Source organism: Actinoplanes sp. NPDC051633 (assembly GCF_040681735.1).
GTDB lineage: Bacteria > Actinomycetota > Actinomycetes > Mycobacteriales > Micromonosporaceae > Actinoplanes.
The window spans coordinates 1-1,426 of the sequence record NZ_JBFAZH010001589.1; the positions used below are offsets into that span (position 1 = coordinate 1).

Genomic DNA, 1,426 nt, shown 5'->3' on the forward strand with positions numbered 1-1,426 from the left:
GCCCGTGCGGGTGGCGGGGTCGCGCGGCGCCGTAGGGCCCGGGACCGCGGCCGATGCGATCGGGGCCGCGGCTGCGGCTCGGTGTGCGAGGGATGCCGGCGCCGGGGGCTGGCGGGCGGCCGCGAACTCCGAGCGCAGCTCGTCGCGGAGCACGCTCACCTCGTCGGCCACTCTGTCCTCGACCTGCATGCGCAGCAGGACCGGGTCGTCGCGCACCAGCAGCGACGCCCCGACCAGCACCACGCACGCCGCGATCAGCAGCACGCCGAAGCGCACCGGGCCCTCGCTGGAACCCAGCAGCACCACCAGCGCGGCCACCGGCGCCAGGCTGACACCGACCCAGACCAGGGCGCGCAGCAGGCGCGTGTTTTGCCCGTTTTCAGCGACCCGGTCCGTTGACATGGTGGCCGATGTTACTCACACCGGCTCCTGGTACGAAACGGGCAGCGCCGGGCACTGCACTCGCAATGCCCGGCACCGCCCGATCAGGCTGTTACGACCGCGATCCGGTCGCGAAACCCCTGGTCAGCCCGCTGCCAACGCGCCGTCCGAGCTGAGCACCAGCCCGACGCTGACCGTGCCCTGGGTGAGGCCGGTCTTGGTGAGCGGACCGCCCGCGTCCAGGGTGCTGAACTTGCCGGCCTGGAAGTTGTAGGTGGACACGAGGCCGGCCTGGCACTTCGGCCGCTGCGGGCACTCCGCCGGACCACCGAGCACGGTCGCCGCGCCCGAGCACTTCGACGCCAGGTCGGAGAGGGTCTTCACCGCGTTCTTCTCGGCGAACGCCGTGGTGACCGCGAACGCGTTCTGGTCCTGCGCACTGGCCGGCTTGCCGAAGACCAGACCCTTCTGCTTGCCCAGGTCGGTCAGCGCCTTCACGGTCGTCTCGATGTCGGGCGACGACGGGTCGGCCGCGCTCTCACCGTTGATCTTGCCGTTGAGGAACGTGGTCAGCGTGGCCGCGTACTCCGGCACCACGTCGATCTCGCCCTTCTCCAGCGCCGGCTCGTACAGCTCGCGGTTGCCGATCTGCTGCACCTTCACCTTGAAGCCGGCCGCGGTCAGCGCGATGCCGTACAGCTCGCCCAGCGTCGCGTTCTCGCTGAAGTTGGCCGCGCCGACCGTGATGTCGCCCTTGCCCCCGCTGACGCCGGTGGCGACGTTGTTGGCGTCCGCGAACGCCTGCGCCGCGGCCTTGGACGACTTGCGGTCGATGTCGACCGCCTTGTTGAGCTCGATGAGCTTGGGAGTGTCGAGGGCCGCGGACACCTTGTCGAGGGCCGCGATCAGCTCGGGGCTCGCCGCCTTCGCGTTGATGGCCGGGATGACGTTGTCGCTGTTCTGCAGTTTCTTGTCGTCCTCGAGGACGACGAGCTTGTCACCGGCGACGGGGGCGCAGCCGGGACCCGCGGCGGAGCTGGCCGGG

General features: G+C 70.8%; 1 protein-coding gene and 1 pseudogene. Both read right to left on the bottom strand.

Annotation, left to right across the window (positions count from 1 at the left end):
* A pseudogene (locus AB0M20_RS43380) lies at positions 1-402 on the bottom strand (hypothetical protein); the annotation flags it as partial.
* A 123-nt stretch (positions 403-525) separates the two neighbouring features.
* Positions 526-1,426 (bottom strand): glycine betaine ABC transporter substrate-binding protein (locus AB0M20_RS43385; RefSeq protein ID WP_364307321.1); only part of this gene is annotated, 901 nt, incomplete at its 5' end.